This window comes from Xanthomonas theicola (assembly GCF_014236795.1).
GTDB lineage: Bacteria > Pseudomonadota > Gammaproteobacteria > Xanthomonadales > Xanthomonadaceae > Xanthomonas_A > Xanthomonas_A theicola.
Genome location: NZ_CP049017.1, coordinates 4,631,362 through 4,654,514, shown reverse-complemented (window position 1 = coordinate 4,654,514; position 23,153 = coordinate 4,631,362). Strand labels below are relative to the sequence as shown.

Below are 23,153 nucleotides of genomic sequence, written 5' to 3'. Positions count from 1 at the left end.
ATCCCCATGCAACTGACGTTCGGTGACGCTGAAGGTCTGGGCAAGCGCAAGCAAACCCGCCGCGAGATCTTCCTGGCCGAGATGGAGCGCATCGTTCCGTGGAAACAATTGCTCGCGCCGATCGAGGCGCACTATCGGGTGTCGGGGCGTCCCGGTCGGCAGCCCTATGCGTTGGCAACGATGTTGCGGATTCATCTGCTGCAGCAGTGGGACGCGTTGAGCGATCCGGTGATGGAAGAAGCGCTGCGCGAGATCCCGACCTTGCGCCGTTTCGTCCAGCTTGGCGGCCTGGACAGCATTCCCGACGAGACCAAGATTGTGAACTTCCGGCGTCTGCTGGAAACCCACGGCATTGCCGCGCGGATGTTGCAGGCGATCCATTCGCATCTGGCGCGCAAGGGGCACAAGGGGCACAAGCTGCGTACCGGAACGATTGTCGATGCGACCATCATCGCCGCGCCCCGCTCGACGAAAAATGCCGATCATGCGCGCGACCTTGAGATGCATCAGACCAAGAAGGGCAAGCAGTGGCATTTCGGCATGAAGGCGCATCGTGGGTGGATGAGTTTTCCGGGCTGGTCCACCACGTCCACTGCACGGCGGCCAACGCGGCTGACGTCACGGTGACGCATGCGTTGCTGCATGGGAAGCAAGACAGCGTGTTCGGCGACAGCGGCTACACCGGTGCGGACAAGCGCGAAGAACGGCAGGCCTGCCAAGCCGCCTTTTTCATCGCCGCCAAACGATCGACGATTCAAGCCATTGGCAACGAGCGCGAGCGTGCGCGGGAAGCGCGTTGGGAACGCTAAGGCCAGCGTGCGCGCGAAGGTGGCGCATCCATTCCGCGCGATCAAGCGCCAGTTCGGCTACACCAGGTCCGCTATCGTGGGTTGGCGAAGAACACGGCGCAGGTGCTGACGTTGTTTGCGCTGTCCAATCTGTGGACGGTACGCCGGCACTGGTTGCCGGCCAGGGGATAATGCTGCCTGCCGGCAGTCAAAGCGGCCAGGCGACAGGGGAAATCGCATCATACGCATCAATGTTGCGCGTTATTGAAACGCAGAGGCTGGAATTTGAGAGATCTGGTGGATTTTCAGACCTTCTTTAGAGACCACGGCGCTCGCCAGATCAAATCGCAACCAGCCAGCTCTGTTGCACCACTCACAGCCGCCATGCCGGCCTGCAATCGCACCACCACCCGCGCGTGCCGTCACCGCGCCGGCGGTCTGCGCACGACCGGCGCCGCGTGCCGGACAACTGCTGTAACGTTGCAACATTGCAGCACCCGCTCGACGTCGTGCGGGTGCCGCTGTCCGCACCACCCCTGACCGCCGCCAATGGGCGGCGAACCTGGAGCGGGTCCAACCCCTGCTCCAGGCCCGATCGCGACCGGAGATGCGCATGCCGAAGTTCCCATGGTTGTCCGCCCTGAGCCAGACCGGCGCCATCCGACGCACCTGGCTGGCGACGCTGACGCTGCTGTGTGCCACAGTCGCCGGCACCTGCCCGGCCGGCACCGGCAACACCGCACCGCCGGCACTGCAGCAGGCGCGCCAACTGATCCTGGTGCTGGCACCGGACTGGGACAGCCCGCGCGGGCAACTGCAAGCCTTCGTACGCACCGCGCAGGGCTGGCGCGCACACGGCCAGCGCTTCGACGTGGCGCTTGGCCGCAACGGCAACGCCTGGGGCCTCGGCCTGCACCCGGCGCAGACCGACGGCCCGCAGAAACGCGAAGGCGACGACCGCAGCCCGGCCGGAATCTTCGCCGTCGGCGAGGCCTTCGGCTACGCGCAGCGCATCGACAGCGCGCTGCCATACCAACCAATGCGGCAGAGCAGCTATTGCATCGACGTGCCGGATTCGCCGCTGTACAACCGCATCGTCGACGCCGAGCGGGTCGGCGCGGACGCCGTGGCCGGCGCGACCGAGCCGATGCGCCTGGACTTGCACCACGATGGCGACCGCCGTTACCGCGAGGGCTTCGTGATCGGCCACAACCCGCAGGCCCGGCCCGGCGCCGGCAGTTGCATCTTCGCCCACCTGTGGCGTATGCCGGGCGAAGCCACCGCCGGCTGCACCGCGATGGAACCGGTCGACATGCAGCGCCTGCTGGCATGGCTGCAGCCGGCCGCCGCGCCGCTGTTCGTGCTGCTGCCGCAAAGCGAGTACCAGCGCCTGCGCACGGCATGGTCGCTGCCCGCGGTGGAGCCGGCGCCATGAGCACCGCGCCCGAGCCGCGCCTGGTCCGCGCGGTCAGCCGCTGGCAGATCGTCGGGTTGTCGATCAACGATGTGATCGGCAGCGGCATCTACCTGCTGCCGGCCGCCACCGCCGCACTGCTCGGGCCGCTGAGCCTGTGGGCGGTGCTGCTGGCCGGGCTGGCGGTGGGGTTGCTGGTGCTGTGCTACGCGCAGGCGGCCAGCTACTTCGACGAGCCCGGCGGCAGCTACCTGTATGCGCGCGAGGCGTTCGGCCGCTTCGCCGGCTTCGAGATCGGCTGGATGATCTGGCTGACCCGGGTCAGCTCGGCGGCCGCGCTCGGCAATGGCCTGGCCGATGCGGTGGTGCGCTTCTGGCCGGCCGCGGCCGGCGGCGCCGCGCGCCTGGCGATCGTGATCGGCGCGCTCGGCCTGCTCACCACGATCAACGTGGTCGGGGTGAGGTCGGCCGCGCGCACCGGGGTGGCGCTGGTGATCGGCAAGCTGGTGCCGCTGCTGCTGTTCGTGGCCATCGGCCTGTTCTACGTGGACTGGTCGTGGGCATTCTCCGGCCAGGTGCCGGACCCGGGCGACGTCGGCAACATGGGCGAAGCGGCGCTGCTGTTGCTGTTCGCCTACGCCGGCTTCGAGAACATCCCCGCCGCCGCCGGCGAGTACTGCAATCCGCGCCGCGACGTGCCGTTCGCGCTGATCACGATGATCGTCACCGTCACCCTGATCTACGCCGCGGTGCAGGTGGTCGCGCAGGGCACTCTGGCGAACGTGGCGCAGTCGGCGACGCCGCTGGCCGACGCCGCCAGCGGCTTCGGCGGCGAGGCGCTGGCGCTGGTCCTCACCGTCGGCGCCACCATCTCCATCCTCGGCACCACCAGCAACACAGTAATGCTCGGGCCGCGCTTCCTGTTCGCGCTCGCGCAGGACGGCTACGGCCCGGCGTTCCTGGCGCAGGTGCATCCGCACTTCCGTACCCCGGCCGCGGCGATCGTGCTGCAGGGCGTACTGTCGCTGGCCCTGGCGCTGTCCGGCTCGTTCGTGCAGTTGGCGCTGCTGTCGATGGTCACCCGCCTGCTCGCCTACATCGGCACGGCCGCGGCGGTGCTGGTGCTGGCGCGGCGCTATCGCGACCGCTCCGGCGCGCTGCAACTGCCGGGCGGCCCGCTGATTCCGCTGGCGGCGCTGCTGCTCGCATCGGCGCTGCTGCTCAGCGCCAGCTGGCAGAACCTGGCCGCGGTGGGCGCGGCGCTGCTGGTCGGGGCGCTGTTCTACCGCTTCCCGCGCACGCCTGCGGCGTAGCGCCGGCCGCCATGCGCCGCGGACGCGCCCGGCGCGGCGCCGGCCGAACCCGGCCGGCCTGCCGCTTCATGCACCGATCACGCAATGCTGGAACGGCATTAACGGCGCCGCCGCTAAGGTCGCAACTACATCCACACGGGAAACGCGCATGAGCGTTCCATACCAGATTCCCGGCCGCGAACCCAACGACGACGACCGCCGCCTCGTCTCGCAGTATTGGCGCGAGCGCTTTATCGAAGAACCCTACTACAGCGAAGGCGAGCGCTTCGAGGACTACGAACCGGCGTATCACGCCGGGCACGAGGCGCGCGTGCGCAACGTCAACCGCGCCTACGAACAGGTCGAAGCCGAACTGCACCGCGACTGGGACAGCACCAAGGGCTCGCAGACGCTGAGCTGGAGCAAGGCGCGCCACGCGGCGCGGCGGGCGTGGGAGCGGGCGGGTCAGGACTGAGGTCCTGCATCGCCGGGGACCGCAGCTGCCGCCCTAGCGCATGCGCCGGCGCGCGCCTTCGGATTACCAAGGATGCCATTCGAATGGCCGGACATCGCGCTGGGTTCAGGCTCGCGCTGGATTCAAGCTGGTGTTGGTTGCCGGAGATTTCGCTCCCGACCATTGCGGACACCTCTGGTCGGGACTGAAGTCTCTCCTACAAGGTGCTTGGCGCAGGGGAACTTGGGCTGATCGGTCCAATCTCGTGTAGGAGCCGCGCTCCAGCCGCGACCAGCTTCGTACGAGCCGTCGGCGCGCCGAGCCGCCGGCGCGCCTTCGATCCGATCGCGCAGGCTCAGCCCTCCAGCGGCTGCAGCTTCAGCAGGCGCCCGCCATTGCCGTCTTCCAGCAGCCACAGCGCGCCGTCCGGCCCCTGCTCCACTTCGCGGATACGCTTGCCCATGTCATAGCGCGCCGCTTCGCGCGCGTTCTCGCCATTGAACTCGATCCGCACCAGCGACTGCGACGACAAGCCACCGATGAAGCCGTTGCCGCGCCACTGCGGAAATTTGCCGCCGCTGTAGATCACGAAGCCGGCCGGCGAGATCACCGGCGTCCAGCTGACCTTGGGCGCGGCGAATTCCGGACGCGTGTCGTGGTCGGGGATCGGCCGCCCGTCGTAGTGATCGCCATTGGAGACGATCGGGTAGCCATAATTGGCGCCGCGCTGGATCAGGTTCAGCTCGTCGCCGCCGGCCGGACCCATCTCGTGCTCCCACAGCAGGCCGTTGGCGTCGAAGGCCAGGCCGAGTACATTGCGGTGGCCGAGCGACCACACCTGCGCGGCGACGCCGCCGCGGCGCGCGAACGGGTTGTCGGCCGGCACGCTGCCATCGGCGTTGAGGCGCACGATCTTGCCCAGGTTGCCGCTCATGTCCTGCGCCGGATCGAACTTCTGCCGCTCGCTGGAACTGATCCACAGCTTGCCGTCGGGCCCGAATGCCAGGCGGTGGCCATAGTGGCCATTGCCGGAGACCTTGGGCTGCTGACGCCAGATCACCTTCATCTGCGACAAGGCGCCGCCGCCGTTGCCGTCCAGGGTCAGCTTGGCGCGCGCCACCGCGCCGCCGCGGGTATCGCCGCTGCCGGCCTCGGCATAGCTCAGGTACACCCAACCGTTCTGCGCGAACCCCGGATGCGGCAGCACGTCGCCCAGGCCGCCCTGGCCGCCGTAGGCGACCGCGGGCACGCCGCCCACCGCGCCGGTACGGCCGCTGGCTGGGTCGAAGCGCTTCAACGTGCCGCCCTTCTCGCTGATCAGGGCGCTGCCGTCGGGCAGGAAACTCATCGCCCAGGGTTCGTTGAAAGTGGCGAACGGGGTCGCCGAGAACGGCCAGTCGCCGCGCCGTTCCGCGGTCTTGGTCGCCGGCGCCGCCTGCGCCGCGGACAGCGCCAGGCCCATTGCCAACGCGCAAGCCAAACCCAGGGGAGAACGTTTCATGACGTGCACCTATCGGATGGGGTCGAAGGCCGAACCTAGCAAACTGGGTGTGGACGGCAAGCATACAACGGCCAAGCCGTGGCCGCAGTCACGCGCCGCCATTGCAAGCGGAGACAACGCGTGACATCCATCCCATGCAGGTTGCGCCGCGCGCGCTCGGGCAGACGGGCGCCGGGCACGGCGCGCACCCAGACCACCGGCCCGGGGCGCGGCCTGCCCGGCACGGATGGCGCGCTAGGCCTGCGCCAGCAGCTCGAAGCCGACCGGCTCGCCGCTGGCCGAGGAGGCGCACACCCACAGGTCGAACATTCCCGGCTCGGCCTCGAAGCGACCGTCGCGGCTGCTGAAGGCCAGCGTGCGGCGGTTCAGGGTGAACACCACGTCCATGCCCTGTCCTGGCGCCAGCCACACCTTGCGGAAGCCCTTCAGTTCGCGCACCGGGCGCACCCGGCTGGCGACGCGGTCGTGCAGGTACAGCTGCACCACCTCCTCGCCGGCGCGATCGCCGACGTTGTCGATGCGGGCGGTCACCGTCAGCGTGTCGTCCCAGCCCAGCCGGGTGCGGTCCAGCCGCGGCGCGCCGTAGGCGAAGCGGGTGTAGCTCAGGCCATGGCCGAACGGATACAGCGGCGCATTCGGGATCTCGCGCCAGCGCGCCTTGAACTCGCTCATCGTCGGCAGTTCCGGCCGGCCGGTGCGCGGGTGGTTGTAGAAGTACGGCTGCTGGCCCGGGTCGAGCGGGAAGCTGACCGGCAGCCGCGCCGACGGATTGTAGTCGCCGAACAACACGTCGGCTACCGCCGGGCCGGTCTGCGTGCCCAGGTACCAGGTCACCGCGATCGCCGCCGCGTCGCGCACCGCGCCCTGCAGCGCCAGCGCGCGGCCGTTGCGCAGCAGCACCACCAGCGGCGTGCCGCTGGCGGCGACCGCCTCGGCCAGCGCCTGCTGTGCCGGCGGCAGCACGATCTGCGTGCGCGACTGCGCCTCGCCGCTGTAGCGCTGCGGTTCGCCCAGCGCCAGCACGGCCACGTCGGCGCCGCGCGCGGCGGCCACCGCGGCCTCGATGCCGCCGTCCAGCGGCGCTTCCAGCGCGCAACCCGGCGCCACGGTCAGCGCGCCGGCCGCGTCCAGCGCCGCGCGCACCCCGGCCTCCAGGGTCACGTAGCGGGTGGTGTCGCCGAACAGCGTCCAGCAGCCCTCGATGTTCTCGCGGTCCTGCGCGAACGGCCCGATCAGCGCGATCTTCTGCCCGCGCTTGCGCAGCGGCAGCACCGCGCCATCGTTCTTCAGCAGCACGATCGAGCGCCGCGCCGCCTCGCGCGACAGCGCATCGTGCGCGGCGATGTGCGCCTGGTCGGCCTCGCGTTGCGGGTCCAGCGAGCGGTACGGATCGTCGAACAGGCCGATGGCGTCCTTCAGCGCCAGCACCCGCCGCACCGCTTCGTCCAGCGCGGTCACCGGCACTTCGCCGTCGGCCACCAGCGAGGGCAGGTGCGCGGCGTAGAAGCCGCTCTGCATGCTCATGTCCATGCCGGCCAGGAACGCCTTCCTGGTCGCATCGCGCGCGTCGGCCGCATAGCCGTGCGCAATCAGTTCCATGTCGGCGGTGTAGTCGGAAACGACCACGCCGGGAAACTTCCATTCGCCGCGCAGGATCTCGGTCAGCAGTTCATGGTTGGCGCTGGCCGGCACGCCGTTGATGTCGTTGAACGAGGTCATCACGCTCAGCGCGCCGGCGCCGAATGCGGCCTGGAAAGGTGGCAGGTGCACGTCGCGCAGGGTCTGCGGGGCGAGGTCCACGCTGTTGTATTCCATGCCCGCGGCGACCGCGCCGTACGCGGCGAAGTGCTTGGGCGTGGCCAGCAGCGCGTCGTGCGCGCGCAGGTCCGGGCCGTGGAAGCCGCGCACGCGCGCGGCGGCGAACGCGCAGCCCAGCACCACGTCCTCGCCGGCGCCCTCGGCGCCGCGGCCCCAGCGCTGGTCGCGGGCGATGTCCACCGCCGGCGCATAGGTCCAGTGGATGCCGGCGGCGGTGGCCTCGATCGCGGTGGCGCGCGCTGTGCGCTCGGCCAGGTCCGGCTCGAAGCTGGCGGCCTCGCCCAGTGGGATCGGGAACACGGTGCGCATGCCGTGGATCACGTCCGCGGCCAGGATCACCGGAATGCCCAGCCGGCTCTCCTGCAGCGCCACCTGCTGGATGCGCCGCCCCAGCTCGGCGCCCACGCCGTTGAACAGCGAACCGACCAGGCCGGCGCGCACCTGCTGCAGCACCTCGTCGGCATTGCTGACGTTCGCCTCCGGATTCACGTCCGGCGCGAACGGGCGCACCATGTCGGCGAAGACGCCGAGCTGGCCGACCTTCTCTTCGACGGTCATGCGGGCGATGAGCGATTCGATGCGATCCGAAGCCATGGGGTCCTTGAGAAAACGTTTACATGGCCGTCGATTCTAGCTCTCCGGCCAGCAGAAGGGGCAAATGCCGGGACCGGCCTGGCCTCATCAGGAAACTGTCTACCAGCGCCCGCGCGCCGCCGCCGGCGCTTCCCCTGCCGCCGCACCGTGCCGCCCGGCCAATGGCGGCAGCGTGAACCGCAGCCCGTCATGAGGATAGCGCCGCGCCAACCGGCGGCCGCGGCAAGACGCCCGGCCGGGGCGCAGGCCATTGCGCCTCACCCTTCTGGCGACGGCCCGGTGCGTTGCTCCACCGCGACCCGGACGCCGTGGCGACGGCCACGGCGTCCGGGTCGCGCTACGAACTGAAGTAGGCCTCGGCGATCGCAGTATGCAGGTAGCCGAGGTGGGTCTGGATCTCGTCCATGAACCCGGCCGGATTGTGCCGCGCCAGATGCGCCGGGTCGGCATTGCGCACCAGTCCGTTGATCCGCATCAGCGCGCGCTCCACGCTCGGCCGCGGCGGCATCGTCGGCAGGATGTGCTGGGCGCGGCTCAGGCAGAAATGCACGCTGCGCGGGAAATCGTGGTGCTGCAGCAAGAAGCGCAGCGCGTGCTCGCCGGTGACGCGCTGGCGCACGTGGCGCCGGTACATCTGATAGGCGGCCAGCGCGCGCAGCACGCTCATCCACTGCATGTTCTGGTACGCCTCCAGGTCGTCGGCCTTGCGCGGGGTGATCAGGCCCGAGGCGCCGGCATCGATGATGCGCGTGGTCATGTCGGCCTGCTCGATCGCCGTGCCCAGGCGCAGGAACTGGAAGCCGATGTCGCGGCTGACGTTGGCGGTCAGCAGGCCGGACACCTTCAGGCAGGCGTCGGTGACGTGGCCCAGGAATTCCATCCGGTAGCGGCGGCCGACGCTGCGCTCGCCATTGGCGTCGATGTACAGGTGCAGGTCGTTGACCGCCTCCCACACTTCCTGCGGCAGCGTGTCGCGGATGCCGCGCAGCAGTTCGCGCGCCTGCCGCGCCGAGCTGCGCAGCGAGGACGGATTGCGTTCGTCGAGCAGCAGGAAGCGCACCACGTCGGTGTCGCCGACATCGTCGCCGGCATGCGGGAACCAGATGTTGAAGATCTCGCCGGCGCCGACCGTGTCGATCATCGGCCGCCAGGCGAAGCGCACCGAGCGCGGCAGGTCCAACTGCAGCAGGCTGCCCACGCCGACCAGCCGCGCGGTGGTCTCGGCGCGGCGCACGTAGCGGCTGAACCAGTAGAGGTTGTCGGCGACGCGGGACAGCATCAGTCGAACTCCTCGTCCAGGTCCACAACCCAGGTGTCCTTGGCGCCGCCGCCCTGCGAGGAATTGACCACCAGCGAACCTTCCTCCATCGCCACCCGGGTCAGCCCGCCGGTGGTGACGTAGACGTCCTCGCGCGACAGGATGAACGGGCGCAGGTCCAGGTGCCGCGGCGACGGCCCGGTCTCGGTCACGATCGGCGCGGTGGACAGGCCCAGCGTCGGCTGCGCCATGTAGTTGCGCGGATCGGCCTGGATCAGGCCGCGGAACTCTTCGCGCTGGCGCTCGGTCGAGCGCGGCCCGATCAGCATGCCGTAGCCGCCGGATTCGTTGGCCGGCTTCACCACCAGCTGGTCGAGGTGCTCGAGCACGTACTGGCGGTCCTTGTCGTCGTGGCACAGGTAGCTGGGCACGTTGGGCAGGATCGGCTCCTCGTCCAGGTAGTAGCGGATCATCTTCGGCACGTAGGCGAACACCACCTTGTCGTCGGCCACGCCGGCGCCGGGCGCATTGGCCAGCGCCACCTTGCCGGCGCGCCAGCTGCGGATCAGCCCGGGCACGCCGAGCACCGAATCGGGGTGGAACACTTCCGGGTCGATGAACAGGTCGTCGACCCGGCGATAGATCACGTCGACCCGGCGCGGCCCGTAGATGGTGCGCATGTAGGTGCAGTCGTCGTCGGCCACGAACAGGTCGTCGCCCTCGACCAGCTCGATGCCCATCGCCTGCGCCAGGTAGGCGTGCTCGAAATAGGCGCTGTTGAAGATGCCCGGGGTCAGCAACGCGATCACCGGCTGGGCGCCCGGGCGCGGCGACAGTGCGGCCAGCGTGTCGTACAGCTGCGCCGGATACTCGTCCACCGGCAGGATCGCGCTGGTCTCGAACAGCTCGGGAAACACCCGCTTGGCGACCATGCGGTTTTCCAGCATGTACGACACGCCGCTGGGAATGCGCAGGTTGTCCTCCAGTGCGTACAGCGTGCCGTCGGCGTCGCGCACCAGGTCCGAGCCGCAGATATGCGCCCACACGCCCAGGGCCGGGGTGACGCCGACGCACTGCGGACGGAAGTTCACCGAATGCTCCAGCAGCATCGCCGGGAACACCTTGTCCTTGACGATGCGCTGTGCGCCGTAGACATCGCCGATGAACAGGTTGAGCGCGCGCATGCGCTGCTTCAGCCCGGCCTCGGTGCGCTGCCATTCGCGCAGCGGGATCACCCGCGGGATCAGGTCGAACGGCAGCGTGCGGTCGACGTTGCGGCCGTCGGAATAGACGGTGAAGGTGATGCCCATGACCCGTGCGGCGACATCGGCGGCGAGCTGGCGCTCGGACAATTCGCGGCCGGACAGGCTGGACAGGTATTCGATGACCCGGCGGGCGGCGGGACGCGGCTGGCCATCGGCCTGGATCAGCTCGTCGTAGGTGGCCGTGCGGTACTTGCTCCAGTCCATCGTGCCCCGTCGGTGTACGCCACCGAGCGCGAGCGGCCAAGTGTTGCGTTGCACAGCAACATGCCCGTAACCGGAATGAGCGTCAAGCGGCGGCGGCGATGCCGCGGCGGGCCGCGCTCAGCGGGCGTCGCGGCTGCGTTCGATGATCACGCCCACCGCCTGCGCGCCACGCACCGCGCCCGGCTTGCTCAACTTCAAGCGCAGCCAGCGCACGTGAAACTCGGCCAGCACCGCGGCCGCGCAGCGCTCGGCCAGCGTCTCCACCAGGCCGAACTCGGATTGCTCGACCAGTTCCACCAGGCGCTTGCTAACCGCCTTGTAGTTGAGCGTATCGGCGATGTCGTCACTGGCCGCCGGCACGCGGTTGTCGAAGCCCATCTCCAAATCGAGGCGCAGCGTCTGCCGGATGCGCCGCTCCCAATCGTAGATGCCGATCAGCGCGTCGATTTCGAGACCTTCGATGAAAACTTTATCCATGTTCGGGACTCGGGACAGGGGACTCGGGACTCGGAAACGCGGGAGTCGAAGGCTGTACCGGGTCCCGGGTCCCGGGTCCCGAGTCCCGCGCCGCCAACGGCGGCAGCAAAGCCATGTCCCACCGCGGCGTCACCCGCACCGCCGCGCCGCTGCGCTGGCCGGCCTGCAGGCGCAGCGCGCCGGCGAAGGCGATCATCGCGCCGTTGTCGGTGCACAGCGCCGGGCGCGGGAAGCAGGCGCGGCCGCCGCGCGCCTGCGCCATCGCCTGCAGCCTGGCGCGCAGGCGCAGGTTGGCGCCGACGCCGCCGGCGACCACCAGGGTGCCGCTGCCGGCCGCCTGCAGCGCGCGCTCGCACTTGATCGCCAGCGTCTCCACCACCGCGTCCTCGAAGCCGCGGGCGATGTCGGCGCGCGTGCCCTCGCTCTGGTCGCTGCCGCGCCAGGCCAGCAGCACCTGGGTCTTGAGCCCGGAGAAACTGAAGTCCAGCCCGGGACGGTCGGTCATCGGCCGCGCGAAACGGAACCGCCCCGGCGTGCCCTGCGCGGCCAGCGCGGCCAGCTGCGGGCCGCCGGGGTACGGCAGGCGCATCATCTTGGCGGTCTTGTCGAAGGCCTCGCCGGCGGCGTCGTCCAGGGTCTCGCCGAGCAGCCGGTACTGGCCGATCGCCTCCACCGCGATCAGCTGGGTATGCCCGCCGGACACCAGCAGCGCCACGAACGGCGGCGCCGGCACGCCGTGCACCGGATCCGGATCCTCCATCAGCGGCGCCAGCAGGTGGCCTTCCATGTGGTGGACGCCGATCGCCGGCACCTCCAGCGCCCAGGCCAGCGCGCGGGCGACGCCGGCGCCGACCAGCAGCGCGCCGACCAGGCCCGGGCCGGCGGTATAGGCCACCCCGTCCAGGTCGCGCACGCCCAGCCCGGCCTCGGCCAGGGTCTGGCGGATCAGCGGCAACAGCTTGCGCACGTGGTCGCGGCTGGCCAGTTCCGGCACCACCCCGCCGTATTCGGCGTGCAGCGCGATCTGGCTGTACAGCCCGTGCGCGCGCAGCGCGGCCGCGCCGGACAGGGCGGTGTCGTAGACGGCGACGCCGGTTTCGTCGCAGCTGGATTCGATGCCGAGGACTCTCATGGCTGCCATTGTGGGGCCGAATCGGCGGCAGGCAAACGCCCTGCTTGCAGCCAGGAAATCCGTCGCTATAATGTGCGGCTCGCCGGGCGTGACCCGGTCACCCTTGTGTCCCGGAGATTCCATGCCCAGCGTCAAAGTCCGCGAGAACGAGCCCTTCGAGTTTGCGCTCCGTCGCTTCAAGCGCACCTGCGAAAAGGCCGGCGTGCTGGCCGAAACCCGCAAGCGCGAGTTCTACGAAAAGCCGACCCAGGAACGCAAGCGCAAGGCCGCCGCCGCGGTGAAGCGGCAGCTGCGCCGCACGTCTCGCGACGTCACCAAGCGCCAGCGTCTGTACTGAGGATCACGGTTTGCGGTAGCAGGATGTGCCGATTTCGGCATCCGCTGCGGTAAGCCCACGAAGCCGGCACGCGCAAGCGTGGCCGGCTTTTGTGTGTCCCGTTCCACCGCTGCCGCGCCGGGGCCGATGCGGCGCAGCGCCTAGCCAGAATGCCCCCCGTTCCTTCCTTTCCCCCTGGAGCCCCCCATGCCCCTCAAGCAGCAGCTCACCGACGACATGAAGGCCGCGATGAAGTCCGGCGACAAGCACAGCCTGGGCGTGATCCGGCTGATCAACGCCGCGATCAAGCAGAAGGAAGTGGACGAGCGCGTGGAGATGGACGACGCCGCGGTGCTGGCGGCGATGGACAAGATGGTCAAGCAGCGCAAGGACTCGGTGAGCCAGTACGAGGCGGCCGGCCGCGAGGACCTGGCGGCGATCGAGCGCGAGGAGATCGTGGTGATCGAACACTATCTGCCGGCCAAGCTCGGCGAGGGCGAGATCGTCGCCGCGATCCAGGCCGCGATCGCGCAGACCGGCGCCAGTGGCCCGGCCGACATGGGCAAGCTGATGAGCGCGCTGAAGCCGGCACTGGCCGGCAAGGCCGACATGGGCCAGGTTTCGGCGCTGGTCAAGCAGCAGCTAGCCGGCTGACCGCGACGGCGGGTTTCACCCGCCTTTTGGCGGCCGGCTGCTACAACACCGCAGAGCCCGCGCCACGTCTGCGCACCGCGGGACCGGCAGTTGTCCTGCCGCGCCCTGTGAAGGCCGTGCCCGACCCCATGTCCCTGTCGCTCTCCCCCGCCCATCTGCACAAACACCTCGACCGCCTGCAGCAGAGCCTGGCGGCGGCGTTGCTGCGGCGCTTCGTCGAAATCGACGTGATGAGCCAGGCCGCATCGCTGTCGTTCTACGCGCTGCTGTCGCTGGCGCCGCTGCTGGTGCTGCTGCTGTGGCTGACCGCCTCGCTGTATCCGCAGGCGCAGCAGGCCTTCATCGAGCAGATCGGGCAATTGGCCGGGCATGGCGCGCGCGAAGTGGCGCAGACCATCATCGACAACGCCAAGAACCAGCCCAGCATCGGCTCGCTGGCCGGGCTGTGGAGCACGCTGCTGCTGTTCGTCGGCGCCACCGCGGTGTTCGCGCAGTTGCAGAACGCGCTGAACCTGATCTTCCGCACCGACAAGCAGCGCCTGGAAGGCATCGTGGCGTGGCTGAAGAAGCGCGTGTTCTCCTTCGGCGTGGTGTTCGCGCTGGGCTTTTTGCTGCTGATCTCGATGATCCTCACCACGGTGCTGCAGGTCGCCTTCGCGCGCCTGCCGTCGCTGCTGCCGGCGGTGGGCTATACGTCGACGCTGGCGATCTACATCCTGGCCTTCGCCGTGCTCTACCACTACCTGCCGGACCGGCGCGTGGAGTGGCGCCAGGCGGTGATCGGCGGCGCCATCACCGCCTGCCTGTTCGTGGCCGGGCGCTATGCGATCGGCCTGTACATCGCCACCGCCGCGCCGGGCAGCGCCTACGGCTCGATGGGCGCGCTGGTGATCCTGCTGGTGTGGATCTACTACGCCACGGTGGTGTTCTTCGTCGGCGCGCTGATCACCGCGGTGATCGACGAACGCCTGCGCTCGCGGCGCAAGCTGGCCGCGGCCGGGATCGACGCCAGCGCGATCGCCGCGGTTCCGCCGCAGCCCTAGCGCGCTCGACAGCGCAACAGCAGGTTTCGCAACGCGACCCGTGGCTGCGGCGCGGGCGCATGGCATCCTATCGCCCATGGCCCGCATCCCCGACGCATTCATCGACGACCTGCTCGCCCGCACCGACATCGTCGAGGTGGTCGGCGCGCGCGTGCCGCTGAAGCGCCAGGGCAAGGAGTATGCGGCGCGCTGCCCGTTCCACGACGAGCGCTCGGCGTCGTTCACGGTGTCCCCGACCAAGCAGTTCTACCACTGCTTCGGCTGCGGCGCGCATGGCACCGCGATCAGCTTCCTGATGAACTACGACCGCCTGGAGTTCCTCGACGCGGTCGACGAACTGGCCAAGCGCGCCGGCATGGAAGTGCCGCGCGACGCGCAGCAGCGCGGCGCCGCGCAGGCCGCCGGCGACGACCACCGCGACCTGTACGCGGCGCTGGACGCAGCGACCAAGTTTTTCCAGCGCCAGCTCGAATCCAGCGACAAGGCGCGCGGCTATCTCGACGGCCGCGGCGTGGACGCGGACAACCGCGTGCGCTTCCAGATTGGCTATGCGCCGGACGGCTACAGCGCGCTGAAGGACGCGCTGGGCACCGACGAGCGCCGCCACACGCTGCTCGAGCGCGCCGGGCTGTTCTCCAAGAACGACCGCGGCCATGTCTACGACAAGTTCCGCGACCGGGTCATGTTCCCGATCTTCGACCGCCGCGGCCGGGTCATCGCCTTCGGCGGCCGGGTCATGGACAAGGACGACGGCCCCAAGTACCTCAACTCGCCGGAGACCGCACTGTTCCACAAGGGCCGCGAACTGTACGGCCTGTGGCAGGTGCGCCAGGCCAACCAGAAGATCGAGCGACTGATCGTGGTCGAGGGCTACATGGACGTGGTGTCGCTGTTTCAGTTCGGCGTCACCCAGGCGGTGGCGACGCTGGGCACCGCGACCACCTCCGAGCATGCCGAGCTGCTGTTCCGCAACGCGCCGGACGTGTTCTTCTGCTTCGACGGCGACGGCGCCGGCCGCCGCGCCGGCTGGAAGGCGCTGGAGTCGGTGCTGCCGCGGATGAAGGACGGGCGCCAGGCGTTCTTCCTGTTCCTGCCCGACGGCGAGGATCCGGACAGCATCGTGCGCAAGGAAGGCGCCGACGGCTTCGGCGCGCGCCTGCAGCAGGCCACGCCGCTGTCGCAGTTCTTCTTCGACGAACTCTCGCGCGAGGTCAACCTGGGCACGCTCGACGGCAAGGCGCGGCTGGCCGAACGCGCGCGGCCGATGCTGGCGCAGATCCCCGACGGCGCCTTCGGCGACCTGATGCGCCAGCGCCTGACCGAGATCACCGGCATCGGCGGCGCCGCGTCCGCCGCCGCGCAGCCGGCCAAACCGCCGCCGCGCGCGCTGCGGCCGACGCACAAGCGCAGCCTGGTGCGCGAGGCGATCATGCGCCTGCTGCACACACCCGCGCTGGCGCTGGACCTGGCCCCGCCCTACCCGTTCGCCGACCTGCGCCTGCCGGGCATCGCGCTGATGATCGAACTGCTGGAGATCGTGCACGCGCGCCCGGACATCAGCACCGGCGCGCTGCTCGAGCACTTCCACGAGCGCGAGGAACTAGCCGCGCTGCAGCAGCTGGCGGTGCAGGAGATTCCCGGCGAGGCCGCCAGTTGGCGCCAGGAACTGCACGACGTGGTGGTGCAGCTGGAGCGGCAGACCCTGCAGCAGCGGCTGGAGGAACTGCAGGCCAAGCAGCGCGCGCAGGGCCTGGACGAGACCGACAAGTACGAACTGCGCGAACTGCTGAAGACGCGCGCGGCATTGTGCTGAGCGATCGATCTCAGGCCGCCGCAACAGCCGCGCAATCTCGCCGATCGCTTCGGATGGCCTACCAGGCTCACGCCATCCATCCAGATCAACCGAAAGAAGCGCCGTGCCGCGCCCCGTGGACAGGATCGCCTATTTGTTGCAATGAAAAGGCAGAAGACGCAAACGACATGGAGTGCCGGCGCAGCGCCGCAAGGCGTGCGAGGCCTTGTTGAATTTCCCTTGAACCCATGGTAGAGAGTGCGGCACTGGGCCCAGGCGCGGCGGGGTCCCGAGATCGAAACCGAAACTGGGGTCGCCATGAAAAAGGAATTTTGCTGCAAATCCGTGTGCGCCCTTCGCCTCCCGATCCTGGCCGGGATGGCGCAGTTCGCAGTCGTCGCTGCGGCATCGGCTCAAAGCGCGATCGAGCCCTATGTGGAATACGCGAAACTGGTCAGAGCGACGGAGCAGACCGCCCCTCTGGACGATGACCTGATGGGGGACAGCGTCAGCCTGTTCGATGGCCAGACCTCGTTCCGCAACGTCGATATCCAACTGAAAGGCAACGATGCATTGCCTGTGGAACTGGCACGCAGACTTGCCGTCAAACCCAGGCCGCTGGGCGACTTCTCCAAGGAATACGCCGGCTTGGGAAACTGGGAGATCGACGTTCCATCCATCAGCGGCACCTTCGATGCCGCCTACAAGTGGAATACGGACGTGCTGAACCGGCCGAAGGCACGCTGTTCGGCCGTGTTCTACCCCACGGTCAGGTCCGGCGTCAACAGGCGCGAGGTCTGGCACGGCAATTCGGTGCATGTGCCCGGCCGTGGCGACCAAGAGATGCTCCTGCTCGACGGTTCGCCCCTGGCCCCCACCAATGGGCGGGCGCATCTGTGGACCACGTCGGCAATGGACGCGTTCGAATGCAAAGGTTCGACGGCAAATGGCTACCCCGGCGAAGGTTTTGTCATGACGACCGCGGCCGGGACGAAATACACCTTCGACGTCGCGGTCGAACGCGGTGGCAGCGTGATTGAGAAGAACCAGGTCCGTGTGCCGCGGACGACCGTCTACCTGCTGGCCAGCCGGATCGAGGATCGGTTAGGCAACCATGTGACCTACCGCTACAACGGCAACGGCCATCCGGTATCGATCGCCTCGAGCGACGGCCGGTCGATTTCCTTGGACTATGACGGCGAACGATTGGTCCGCGCCTCGGCCAACGGCAGGGTGTGGAGCTACCACTACGATGGCAACGGACAACTCGCCACTGTGGTGCGGCCGGACCAGTCGCGCTGGCAATATCAATATGGCGGCAGCCGGGTCATCGTTTACGAGGCGTGGGATGCCGCGATCCCCCCCAGTTGCGGCGGCCCGGAGGTCGCCAGCGGGCAGTACTCGATCACGGTGACGCATCCGTCCTCCGCGGTGGGGACATTTTCGTTCGACCATCTGCGCCATTATCGAAGCGGCGTTCGCTTGAGCAACTGCCAGCCCCGCCCGGCGGGCCCAGGGGAAACCATCAATCACCAGTTGCTGCTCGCCAATTTCCACGAAGTCTTCAGCCTCGGAACCAAGACGATCAGCGGACCGGGGCTGCCGCCAGCGATGACCTGGAAGTATGGCTACGAGCAGAAGCCCTATCCGTTGTGGGGCACCAGTCAGCCTATGGCTGGACTATGCCCCGCCGACACCTGCCCTCGGTCCAAGACCGTCTCGGTGTTGCAGCCTGGCGGGCACTACCAAACCTATGAATTCGGCGTGCTCTGGGGGCTCAACGAGGGCAGGCTGCTGGCCGTCAGGACCGTGGCTGCCGACGGTACCAGCGTGGTACGGGAAGAGCGCAACGACTTCCTGCAGGAGGAAGAAGTGGCCGGACATGCCTTTCCGGCCAAGTACGGCATCCTGCCGGGCGGCGATGAACCATCCGCCGCGCATGTCCGTCCCATGATCAGGAAAACCATGACCCAGGATGGAACGTCTTTCGTGTGGCAGGTCGCCACTGGCTGCGGTTCCGGCCGCTATTGCCTGGATGGATTGGCCAGACCCCTCCGCGTGGAACGCGCCAGTTCGCTGGGCTACTCCAAAACCGAGGACACGGCTTATTTCGATCAAACCAATACGTGGGTGTTGGGCAAGACCGCATCGGTGGCGCAGACAGCGCCAAGATCGGTGCCCATGTACAGCGCTTCGTACGGCCCCACCGCCTTGCCGTCGGAGGAATCGGTTTTCGGCGCTTTGAAGCACAAGCTGCAGTGGAATCCCGACGGCACCCTGGCCGCGTTCACCGATGCCAAGGGCGCAACCACCGCCTTGTCCGGCTGGAAGCGCGGCGTGCCCCAGCGCATCCAGCATCCGGCGACGGCCGATCAACTGGCCGGCACGGCCGAGACCGCCACCGTCGACGATAACGGCTGGATCCGCTCTTCCACCGACGTCAATGGAACCACCAGCACGTTCGACTACGACACGATGGGGCGGATGACCCTGCGAACCCATGCCGAAGGCGACACCGTCTCATGGAACGCGACCACGCAGGCGCTGGAGCAGGTTCCGGCGCAGGAATACGGCATCGGTGCCGGGCATTGGCGACAGACCACCAGCACCGGCAACCATCGCAAAGTCGCTTATCTGGATGCCATGTGGCGGCCGTTGCTGGTGCTCGAATACGACGCATCCGATCAGGCGGGGACCCAGCGCTTCGAGCGGTTCGGCTACGACGCCGAAGGCAGGACGGTGTTCATGTCCTACCCGTCCAGCGACAGCGCCGCCGCCGCCGGAACCTGGACCGAGCATGACGCGCTGGACCGCCCCACGTCGGTATCGCAGGATTCCGAATGGGGCCTGCTGGTCACCCGAACCGCCTACTTGAACGGCTTCAAGCGCGAAATCACCGATCCGAAGGGCCGCAAGCAGAGGCACTGGTTCCAGGCCTACGACACACCGACCTACGACTGGCCGGTGCGCATCGATCAGCCGGAGGGGGTCTCCACCAGCCTCCTCAGGGACGCGTTCGGCAAACCCGAAACGATCCATCGAGGAGGGCCCGCAGGATGAGCATCGCCCCCGCACGAGGAACGCACAAGGCGCGCGTGCTGCGCAGAGGGTGCCTGCGGGTGGGCGCCGTTCTACTCGCATGCGCCACCGCGCCGGCGTGGGCCCAGACCTACATCAGCATGCAATCGCCGGCCGACAACACCAGTTTCACCGCGCCGGCGACCTTCACGGTTCTCGCCGAGGCACTGGACATCGTCCCGGTCGGCGAGGTCGCGCTTTATCAAAATGGCCAGGTGATTGCCCGCAGTTCCGGCGCCGGGCAGATCGCCACAACCGTGTCCAACCTCGCCCCGGGCGATTACCAGTTTCGGGCGACCGCCGTGCGGCTGGACAAGCGCACGACCCAGGCCACCCCGGTCCAGACCATCCATGTGGTGGCGCCGGGCAATCTGCGGCCGACGGTGCAGCTGCATGCACCCGTGGGCGCGCCCTTCATCGGCCCGGCCACCGTGACCTTGACCGCCGACGCCAGCGATCCCGATGGCACCGTGACGCGGGTGGAGTACTCCGCCGACGGCCGCCCGGTGGGCGCCGCGGCCTCCGCGCCCTACACGGTCACATGGCGCAATGTCGGGCCGGGAACCCACACCATTCGGGCGGTGGCCACCGACAACAACGGCAACACCGGGAGTTCCCAGACGGTATCGCTCTCCATCGCACAATCGGTCATCCGCGGCAACATCGACGGCTTGTCCGGCCACGCGGACGGGCGCTATGTCATCGGCGGCTGGGCATGCTCCAGCGGCTGGGCGGCTTCCATCGACGTCCACCTGTACGTGGGCGGCGCTGCGGGAACGGGCACGTTCGCCACCGCGGCCAGGGCCGACCTGGCCAGCGAACCCGCCGTTGCCTCGCACTGCGAGGCGAGCGGGACCGCGTATCGCTTCTCCATCCCGATCAGCGATGCGCTGCGCACCGCCTACCCGGAACAGGCGATCTTCATCCACGGGCTGTCGCCGCTTGGCGCATCGCACGCTCTGCTGGCCAATTCGGGCAAGTTCCTGCTGCCGCGGATGCCGCCGCCGCTGTCCCAGACGCGCCGCTACGTCTACGACGCCCAGCAACGGCTGTGCAAGACCATCGAGCCGGAAACCGGCGCAACCGTGCTCGGCTACGACGAGGTGGGCAACGTCCTGTGGTCGGCGGCCGGATTGAACCTGCCGGACCCTGCGGCCTGCGACCGCGATGCCGCCTACACCAGTGGCCGTCGCGTGGACCGCCGCTACGACGCCTTGGGCCGCCTGAAGCAACTCCGGTTCCCCGATCGCAACGGCGACCAGGACTGGCAGTATGCGGCGGACGGTGTTCCCCTGCAGATCGTCACGTTGAACGACGGCGGCGCGGCCCGGGTCATCAATCGCTACGTCTACAACAAGCGGCGCCTGTTGACGGGCGAGTCGATCGAACAGCCCGGCTGGTACACCTGGAGCATCGGCTATGGCTACGATGCCAACGGCCACCTGGCCAGCCAGACCTATCCGACCGGCCTCAGCGTGACCTACGCGCCCAATGCGCTGGGCCAACCGACCTCGGTCCGCGACACCGCCGGCGGCCTGTATGCCAGCGGCTTGCAGTACGCACCCCATGGCGCACTGCGGCAGTTCACCTATGGCAACGGCGTGGTGCACACCCTGGAGTCGAACGCGCGGCAGATGCCGCTGCGCGTGCGCGACGCCAACGTCAGCGCCTACGAGTACCGCTACGACGAGGTCGGCAACGTCACCGCGATCTACGATCAGCAGCAGGGCGAGGGCGATACCCGGGGCATGCACTATGACGGCCTGGACCGGCTGAGCTCGGCCACCTCGCCCCGCTTCGGCGGCGACCAGACCCATCGCTACAGCTACGACGCGCTGGACAACATCACCTCCTCGCGGCTGGGAGGGGTGCGCCAGCACCGGTATTGGTACGACGCCAGCAACCGCCTGACCAGCGTGGTGGACGGCAACGGCGCGACGATCGCCGGGCTGGCCTACGACGTGCAGGGCAACCTGCTGAAGAAGAACGCGCAGGGCTACACGTTCGACTACGGCAATCGGTTGCGCGCGGTGCCGGGCAAGGCGTCCTACCGCTACGACGGCCACGGCTTGCGGGTGAACGCACTGGATGCCGCCGGCGCGCAGTTGAACGCGTTCTACACCCGGGCCGGGCAGCTGCTGTACGAAGAGCGCCGCGGCCGCGGCCATGCCGAGTACCTGTACCTGGCCGGCAGCCTGCTGGCCACGCGCAGCAACGGCAACGTGACCTACCAGCACACCGATGCGCTCGGCAGCCCGGTGGCCACGACGAACGCGGCCGGCCAGGTCGTCGACCGCACCCACTACGCGCCCTACGGCGCGGCGATCGGCAAGACCATCGACGGCATCGGCTACACCGGCCATGCGATGGACGCCGGCACCGGGCTGGTGTACATGCAGCAGCGGTATTACGATCCCGCGTGTGGTTGCTTCCTCAGCGCCGATCCGGTAGCGGTGAATACAGTCCTCGGATGGAACTTCAACCGCTACAATTATGCTGCGAATAACCCTTATAAATTCAAAGATCCGGATGGTCGCGATTGCAAGTCAAAGGACGGGACAACTGCTTGCACGATTCCAGTTACAGGTAGCAGGATTCCTACGAAGATTTCATTTCCAACCCCGCAGGGTGTTTCCGGAAGTCAAGATCGTGCGAGTCCTGCCTATCATCGCTACGGTGTCGGTACTCGCCATAACAAATCTGATCGTTCTGTACAGAAGGCGATAGCGAATGATCCTACGCCGGGTCAGGATAGGCCGGCCACTCCGACAGGAACGCCCAACAATGCGACGCCTGGCGGTGCACGTGGCCTGTTGGCAAGGTCTGGCGCTGTATGGGGCCACGATCCAGGTAGCCCAGTTAAGAGCTATACCGCGATTGATCGCAATGGCCACACTTGGACCATCAATGTCACCCAGCCCGGACATGGGCTGCACTTTGGCTATGTATTACGCGGATCTGTGGATAGCACCGCCGTTTCTATCGGTGAAGGCTGGGCGGTTCCACAGGTCATCCCAGGATTGAGTGAGTACATCAACAATGTCTGGATTAGTCACAACCAAAAGAACATCGACGATGCAAAGTAAAGCACTCCGATCCCTCGTTGCTGTCGCGGCAAGTTTCCTTCTGTTTGTTCCCGGCTTGGTGATGGCTTTCGCGCTGGGTGGGACCTTGAATCTGGAGGTTGCTATCGCGGCGACACTTATCTTCATCATGGTAGCTAGGTGGCTACCTAGGTTGAGATGGGCCATCGCGGTTGTTGCAGCTCTGGTCATTGCAGTGCCTCCATATCCTTACTGGACCAATTGGGATGAAAGCCGCGGACAGTATTTGCACTTTTTCCATGGCTTTAACTTACAGAATCTCCCAATCGCAGCCTTTGTTGTTGTCTTTGTGTTGGCGCTACTGCTTTTTGTAGCGATCTTTTGGGCCGTTCGCAGAAGGGAGACAAGCCGTGACTCCCCCGGTTAGGGTTCACTTTCAGCTGGGGTGCTTCACGAAGGCTCTCATGGATATGATCAGAGAATGCGAGCTAAAAATGGCTTTGGTGCCATGACCAGAAGTAAGCATGAATATTTGCAAGGGGAAAGGAGGGCCTATCGCGCGGAAGCAGCTTTCTACAAGGCTCTACGGGTTGATTCTCCTTGGGGGTTGTGGACCAGGCAGCATGGATTTAATAATAATGAAATTGAAAGACAGGCGAACGAATCGGTAGATATTACTTGCTCTACTGGAAGGTGTGCGCTATGAGAAATATATCCATAACGACTTTCTCATTTATTGCCATCTCATTTGCGGGTTGCACGACGAAAATAATAATGGATGTTCGTACCATTCTGACGAGTGGCCATTCAAATCAGTCAGTGGAAAGGCTCGAATCATGTTTTTATCTGGGCGACATGGCATTTCATTAAATGATTGTGATGATCCAAAGATAATGATTTCAGCTCAGCTTTCAGATGAAGTGATGGCATCGCCTAAAGGGAAAGAGCTTCTCCGATTGGGCTACAGCCAGTGGCCGCCTGGGCATGAAATGAAGATAGAGGTCAATGTGAGTGGAGTTGTTAAATCAA

The 23,153-nt window shown here is 67.4% G+C and carries 16 protein-coding genes and 1 pseudogene; 11 read left to right on the top strand and 6 right to left on the bottom strand.

What is annotated here, in order from left to right:
* The first annotated feature begins 6 nt into the window (after positions 1-6).
* The 4 genes and pseudogenes from G4Q83_RS21685 (at position 7) to G4Q83_RS21665 (ending at position 3,969) form a co-directional block, all read left to right on the top strand.
* Positions 7-980, top strand: a pseudogene (locus tag G4Q83_RS21685) (IS5 family transposase).
* Between the two features lie 421 nt (positions 981-1,401).
* Complete coding sequence (locus G4Q83_RS21675; protein ID WP_246432202.1) at positions 1,402-2,223, top strand: L,D-transpeptidase family protein; 822 nt, start codon at positions 1,402-1,404, stop codon at positions 2,221-2,223.
* Positions 2,220-3,515, top strand: a complete 1,296-nt coding sequence (locus G4Q83_RS21670) for an APC family permease (RefSeq protein ID WP_128420911.1) — start codon at positions 2,220-2,222, stop codon at positions 3,513-3,515. The genes G4Q83_RS21675 and G4Q83_RS21670 overlap by 4 nt, the downstream gene beginning before the upstream one ends.
* A gap of 148 nt (positions 3,516-3,663) precedes the next feature.
* Positions 3,664-3,969, top strand: coding sequence for a hypothetical protein (locus G4Q83_RS21665; protein WP_128420910.1), 306 nt, complete (start codon positions 3,664-3,666; stop codon positions 3,967-3,969).
* Between the two features lie 334 nt (positions 3,970-4,303).
* On the opposite strand, the gene G4Q83_RS21660 is transcribed toward G4Q83_RS21665, so the two are convergent.
* From G4Q83_RS21660 to tsaD, 6 genes are all read right to left on the bottom strand, one after another.
* On the bottom strand, positions 4,304-5,449 hold the full coding sequence (locus tag G4Q83_RS21660; protein WP_128420909.1) for a PQQ-dependent sugar dehydrogenase: 1,146 nt from the start codon (positions 5,447-5,449) through the stop codon (positions 4,304-4,306).
* A 234-nt stretch (positions 5,450-5,683) separates the two neighbouring features.
* Positions 5,684-7,861 (bottom strand): glycoside hydrolase family 3 N-terminal domain-containing protein, encoded by a 2,178-nt coding sequence (locus G4Q83_RS21655; RefSeq protein ID WP_128420908.1) that lies wholly within the window; start codon positions 7,859-7,861, stop codon positions 5,684-5,686.
* A gap of 337 nt (positions 7,862-8,198) precedes the next feature.
* The gene (locus G4Q83_RS21650; RefSeq protein ID WP_128420907.1) at positions 8,199-9,140 is read right to left on the bottom strand and encodes an alpha-E domain-containing protein; all 942 of its coding nucleotides are present in this window, start codon (positions 9,138-9,140) and stop codon (positions 8,199-8,201) included.
* A complete protein-coding gene (locus G4Q83_RS21645; protein WP_128420906.1) occupies positions 9,140-10,588 on the bottom strand; it encodes a circularly permuted type 2 ATP-grasp protein in 1,449 nt (482 codons plus the stop codon). Before G4Q83_RS21645 ends, G4Q83_RS21650 begins: the two co-directional genes overlap by 1 nt.
* A gap of 117 nt (positions 10,589-10,705) precedes the next feature.
* Complete coding sequence (gene folB / locus G4Q83_RS21640; RefSeq protein ID WP_128420905.1) at positions 10,706-11,065, bottom strand: dihydroneopterin aldolase; 360 nt, start codon at positions 11,063-11,065, stop codon at positions 10,706-10,708.
* On the bottom strand, positions 11,058-12,197 hold the full coding sequence (gene tsaD / locus G4Q83_RS21635; RefSeq protein ID WP_128420904.1) for a tRNA (adenosine(37)-N6)-threonylcarbamoyltransferase complex transferase subunit TsaD: 1,140 nt from the start codon (positions 12,195-12,197) through the stop codon (positions 11,058-11,060). The genes folB and tsaD overlap by 8 nt, the downstream gene beginning before the upstream one ends.
* A gap of 121 nt (positions 12,198-12,318) precedes the next feature.
* Between tsaD and rpsU the strand changes: the two genes are divergently transcribed.
* From rpsU to G4Q83_RS21600, 7 genes are all read left to right on the top strand, one after another.
* On the top strand, positions 12,319-12,534 hold the full coding sequence (rpsU, locus tag G4Q83_RS21630; RefSeq protein WP_003465342.1) for a 30S ribosomal protein S21: 216 nt from the start codon (positions 12,319-12,321) through the stop codon (positions 12,532-12,534).
* A gap of 186 nt (positions 12,535-12,720) precedes the next feature.
* A complete protein-coding gene (locus G4Q83_RS21625; protein WP_128420903.1) occupies positions 12,721-13,167 on the top strand; it encodes a GatB/YqeY domain-containing protein in 447 nt (148 codons plus the stop codon).
* A gap of 128 nt (positions 13,168-13,295) precedes the next feature.
* Positions 13,296-14,210: a YihY/virulence factor BrkB family protein gene (locus tag G4Q83_RS21620; protein WP_128420902.1), complete on the top strand. Its 915-nt coding sequence runs from the start codon at positions 13,296-13,298 to the stop codon at positions 14,208-14,210.
* Positions 14,211-14,286: 76 nt separating this feature from the next.
* A complete protein-coding gene (gene dnaG, locus G4Q83_RS21615; protein ID WP_128420901.1) occupies positions 14,287-16,023 on the top strand; it encodes a DNA primase in 1,737 nt (578 codons plus the stop codon).
* Between the two features lie 297 nt (positions 16,024-16,320).
* A complete protein-coding gene (locus G4Q83_RS21610) occupies positions 16,321-19,062 on the top strand; it encodes an RHS repeat domain-containing protein (protein ID WP_246432201.1) in 2,742 nt (913 codons plus the stop codon).
* Complete coding sequence (locus G4Q83_RS21605; RefSeq protein ID WP_185817297.1) at positions 19,059-22,166, top strand: RHS repeat domain-containing protein; 3,108 nt, start codon at positions 19,059-19,061, stop codon at positions 22,164-22,166. Before G4Q83_RS21610 ends, G4Q83_RS21605 begins: the two co-directional genes overlap by 4 nt.
* On the top strand, positions 22,156-22,551 hold the full coding sequence (locus G4Q83_RS21600; protein ID WP_128421950.1) for a hypothetical protein: 396 nt from the start codon (positions 22,156-22,158) through the stop codon (positions 22,549-22,551). Before G4Q83_RS21605 ends, G4Q83_RS21600 begins: the two co-directional genes overlap by 11 nt.
* Positions 22,552-23,153 lie beyond the last annotated feature (602 nt).

Coding starts and splice junctions, on each gene's coding strand:
- G4Q83_RS21675 (WP_246432202.1), top strand. CDS start 1,402: ATGCCGAAGTTCCCATGGTTGTCCGCCCTGAGCCAGACCGGCGCCATC.
- G4Q83_RS21670 (WP_128420911.1), top strand. CDS start 2,220: ATGAGCACCGCGCCCGAGCCGCGCCTGGTCCGCGCGGTCAGCCGCTGG.
- G4Q83_RS21665 (WP_128420910.1), top strand. CDS start 3,664: ATGAGCGTTCCATACCAGATTCCCGGCCGCGAACCCAACGACGACGAC.
- G4Q83_RS21660 (WP_128420909.1), bottom strand. CDS start 5,449: ATGAAACGTTCTCCCCTGGGTTTGGCTTGCGCGTTGGCAATGGGCCTG.
- G4Q83_RS21655 (WP_128420908.1), bottom strand. CDS start 7,861: ATGGCTTCGGATCGCATCGAATCGCTCATCGCCCGCATGACCGTCGAA.
- G4Q83_RS21650 (WP_128420907.1), bottom strand. CDS start 9,140: ATGCTGTCCCGCGTCGCCGACAACCTCTACTGGTTCAGCCGCTACGTG.
- G4Q83_RS21645 (WP_128420906.1), bottom strand. CDS start 10,588: ATGGACTGGAGCAAGTACCGCACGGCCACCTACGACGAGCTGATCCAG.
- folB (WP_128420905.1), bottom strand. CDS start 11,065: ATGGATAAAGTTTTCATCGAAGGTCTCGAAATCGACGCGCTGATCGGC.
- tsaD (WP_128420904.1), bottom strand. CDS start 12,197: ATGAGAGTCCTCGGCATCGAATCCAGCTGCGACGAAACCGGCGTCGCC.
- rpsU (WP_003465342.1), top strand. CDS start 12,319: ATGCCCAGCGTCAAAGTCCGCGAGAACGAGCCCTTCGAGTTTGCGCTC.
- G4Q83_RS21625 (WP_128420903.1), top strand. CDS start 12,721: ATGCCCCTCAAGCAGCAGCTCACCGACGACATGAAGGCCGCGATGAAG.
- G4Q83_RS21620 (WP_128420902.1), top strand. CDS start 13,296: ATGTCCCTGTCGCTCTCCCCCGCCCATCTGCACAAACACCTCGACCGC.
- dnaG (WP_128420901.1), top strand. CDS start 14,287: ATGGCCCGCATCCCCGACGCATTCATCGACGACCTGCTCGCCCGCACC.
- G4Q83_RS21610 (WP_246432201.1), top strand. CDS start 16,321: ATGAAAAAGGAATTTTGCTGCAAATCCGTGTGCGCCCTTCGCCTCCCG.
- G4Q83_RS21605 (WP_185817297.1), top strand. CDS start 19,059: ATGAGCATCGCCCCCGCACGAGGAACGCACAAGGCGCGCGTGCTGCGC.
- G4Q83_RS21600 (WP_128421950.1), top strand. CDS start 22,156: ATGCAAAGTAAAGCACTCCGATCCCTCGTTGCTGTCGCGGCAAGTTTC.